Source organism: Streptomyces sp. S6 (assembly GCF_054880855.1).
Genome location: NZ_JBTYMC010000448.1, coordinates 1 through 4,021, shown reverse-complemented (window position 1 = coordinate 4,021; position 4,021 = coordinate 1). Strand labels below are relative to the sequence as shown.

The window sequence follows — 4,021 nt, the reverse complement described above, 5'->3', positions numbered from 1 at the left end:
CACCGGCGGCACCGGCGCCCTCGGCACCCACATCGCCCGCTGGCTCGCGGCCGACGGCGCCGACCACCTGATCCTCCTCAGCCGCCGGGGCCCCGACGCGCCCGGCGCGGCCGAACTGGCTGCTGAGATAAGGGAGGTGGGCAAGCGCGTCACCCTCGTCGCCTGCGACACCGCCGACCGGACCGCCGTCGCGGAGACCCTGGACGACCTCCAGCGCGACGGCGACCTGATCCGGGCCGTCGTCCACGCGGCGGGCGTAGGCGTCGGCGGACCCGTCGCCGAGGCACCCTTCGACGACCTCACCGCCGTCCTCGCCGCGAAGGTCACCGGCATCGACAACATCGAGGCCGCCCTCGACCCCGCCCAGCTCGACGCCGTCGTCTACTTCTCCTCCGTCACCGCCGTCTGGGGCGCCGCCGACCACGGCGTGTACGCCGCCGGGAACGCCGTCCTGGACGCCCGCGCCGAGCGGCGCAGCGCCGACGGCGTGCCGACCCTCTCCGTGGCGTGGGGGCCGTGGGCGGGCGGCGGCATGGTGTCCGACACGATCTACGAGCAACTGCGGCTGACCGGCCTGCCCGTCATCGAACCCGAGACGGCGGTCGCCGGACTGCGGACGGTGCTCGCCGACGGGGACGTCTCCGTCCTGCTGGCGGACGTCGACTGGCCGCGCTTCGCCGAGGTCTTCACCACCGGCCGGCCCAGCCACCTCCTCGACGAACTCCCCGAGGCCCGCCCGCAGACCGAGGACGAGCAGCCCACCGCCCCCGCCTCGGAGCTGGCCCGCACCCTGACCGGACTCGACAAGGCCGCCCGCACCCGCGCCCTGCGCGACCTGGTCCGCGAGCACGCGGCCGGAGTCCTCGGCCACACCGGCGCGGACGCCGTCGACCCCCGGCGAGCCTTCCGCGACCTCGGCTTCGACTCCCTGACCGCCGTCGACCTGCGCAACCGGCTCGCCACCGCCACCGGCGTGCGGCTGCCCTCCACGCTCGTCTTCGACCAGCCCACCGCCACGGCCCTCGCCGCCTACCTCGGCGAGAAACTGTTCGGCGCCGAGGACGCCCCGGCGGCACCCGTCGTGGTGCGCGCCGCCGACCGGGACGAGCCCATCGCGCTGGTCGCCATGAGCTGCCGTTTCCCCGGCGGCATCGGGTCCCCGGAGGAGCTGTGGCGGGCGGTCACCGAGGGCGCCGACCTCGTCGGAGGCTTCCCCACCGACCGGGGCTGGCCGCTGCACCGGCTGCACGACCCCGAGGAGACCACCACCGACTCCAGCTACGTCGACCAGGGCGGCTTCCTGCGCGACGCGGCCCTCTTCGACGCCGGGTTCTTCGGGATCTCCCCGCGTGAGGCCCTGTCCATGGACCCGCAGCAACGGCTCCTCATGGAGACCGCGTGGGAGGCCCTGGAGCGCGCCGGGATCCGCCCGTCCGACCTGCGCGGCTCCCGGACCGGCGTCTACGTCGGCATCAGCGAACAGGGCCACACCGCCCGCCTGTTGGACGCCGCCGGTGACGTGGAGGGCTACTTCGCGACCGGCGCCGCCGCGAGCGTCGCCTCCGGCCGTATCTCCTACACCCTCGGACTTCAGGGCCCGGCCGTCAGCATCGACACCGCCTGCTCGTCGTCGCTCGTCGCCCTCCACCTCGCCGTGCAGGCGCTGCGCGCGGGGGAGTGCGACCTCGCCCTCGCGGGTGGGGCGGCCGTGATGTCCGAGCCGGCCTCCTTCGTCGGGTTCAGCCGTCAGCAGGCGCTCGCCCGGGACGGCCGCAGCAAGGCGTTCGCGGCGGCGGCCGACGGCTTCGCGCTCGCCGAGGGCGCCGGGATGCTCGTCGTGGAGCGGCTCTCCGACGCCCGCCGCAATGGGCACGAGGTGCTGGCGATCGTCCGGGGCTCCGCGATCAACCAGGACGGCGCCTCCAACGGCCTCACCGCGCCCAACGGCCCCTCCCAGCAACGGGTGATCGGCGCCGCGCTCGCCGACGCGAGGCTCACGCCCGCCGAGGTCGACGCCGTCGAGGCACACGGCACGGGCACGAAGCTCGGCGACCCGATCGAGGCGCAGGCGCTGCTGGAGGCCTACGGCCAGCACCGCGAACGGCCGCTCATGCTCGGCTCGTTGAAGTCGAACATCGGTCACACCCAGGCCGCCGCCGGGGTCGCCGGGGTCATCAAGACGGTCCTCGCGATGCGCGAGGAAGTCCTGCCGAAGACCCTCCACATCGACGAGCCCACCCCCGAGGTCGACTGGACCACCGGCGCCGTCGAACTCCTCACCGAGCAGCGGGCCTGGCCCGAGACCGGCCGCCCCCGCCGTGCGGGAGTCTCCTCCTTCGGCATCAGCGGCACCAACGCCCACGTGATCCTCGAACAGCCCGAGCAGCCTGTCGACGAGACCCCGGCCGCCGATCCCCGCCACGGCGTCGCCCCGATCGTGCTCTCCGCATGGGACGACACCGCCCTACGCGCCCAGGCCGCCCGCCTCGCCGCTCACCCGTACCCGACCGTGGCCGACCTCGCCCTCTCCCTCGCCACCACCCGCGCCGTCCTCCCCACCGCCACCGTCCTCGCCGCCACCGACCGCGACACCCTCCACCAGGCCCTCACCGCCCTCGCGACGGACGGCCCCGCTGTCACCGACACCCCGGCCGACGGCGGACTCGCGGTGGTGTTCTCCGGACAGGGCTCGCAGCGGGTCGGCATGGGACGCGAACTGTACGAGGCGTACGAGGTGTTCGCGACGGCCTTCGACGAGGTGTGTGCCGCGTTCGAGGGGCTCGCGCTGAAGGAGGCCGTGTTCCACGGCACCGCCGAGGACCTCGCCGAGACCGGGCTCGCCCAGCCCGCGCTGTTCGCCGTCGAGGTCGCCCTGTACCGGCTCCTGGAGTCGTGGGGGGTCCGGCCGGACGTCGTCCTCGGGCACTCGCTCGGCGAGTTGGTGGCCGCGCACGTCGCCGGGGTGTGGTCGCTGCCGGACGCCTGCCGGGTCGTCGCCGCACGGGGGCGGCTGATGCAGGAGTTGCCGTCGGGCGGCGTCATGTGGGCCGTCGAGGCGGAGGAGGCCGAGCTGGCCGACGTCCCCGGCGTGTGGCTCGCGGCCGTCAACGGGCCCCGCGCGCTGGTGCTCTCCGGTGAGGAGGTCGCCGTCAAGGAGGTCGCCGACGGCTTCGCCGCCCGGGGACGGCGGGTCAAGCAGCTCAAGGTGAGCCACGCCTTCCACTCCGGGCTCATGGAGCCGATGCTCGACGAGTTCGCCCAGGTTGTCGCCGGGGTCAGCTACGAGGAGCCGGGCATCCCGGTCGTCTCCAACGTCACCGGGGAGATCGCGGAGCTCACCGACCCGGAGTACTGGCTGCACCACGTCCGGGCCACCGTCCGCTTCGCCGACGGGATCCGGACCGTGCGGGAGCAGGACGTCACGACGGTCCTCGAACTCGGCCCGGACGGCAGCCTCGTGTCCCTCGTCGAAGAGACCGCCCCCGGCCTGCTCGCCCTCGCCGCGCTGCGTACCGGCCGCGAGGAGACCCGGAGCCTGGCCGTCACCCTCGGCCGGCTGCACGTGCGGGGAGTCGCCGCCGACTGGACGGCCCTGCTCCCCGGAGCGCGCCGCACCGACCTGCCGACCTACGCCTTCCAGCACCGGCCGTACTGGCTGGAGACCACCCGCCACGCCGACGCCCCCCACACCGCCGAGCTGTACGCCCCCGAATGGCGCCCGGTCGACGCCGAGACACCCGCCTCCGGCACCCGCTGGACGGTCGTCGGACGGCCCGACGGACGCGCCGGTGTCCTCGCCGAGGCCCTAGGCGGCGAGGCACACGCCGGGCCCGCGACGGTCTCGGAGGGCACCGACCTCGTCGTCCTCGCCCTGGAGACCCCGCCCGACACGGACACCCCGGACACCGTCCGGCACGCCACCTGCGACGCGCTCGCGCTCCTCCAGTCCGTCCTGACCGACGAACGGCTCCTCGCGGCCCGCGTGATCGCGGTGACCGGCGGCGCCTCCACCGGGGGGCCC

The 4,021-nt window shown here is 75.0% G+C and carries 1 protein-coding gene; it reads left to right on the top strand.

The features are described 5' to 3' along the window. Positions 1 to 4,021, top strand: a 4,021-nt coding sequence (locus tag ACVNF4_RS33310; protein WP_461806605.1) for a type I polyketide synthase, incomplete at both ends; no start/stop codon positions are given.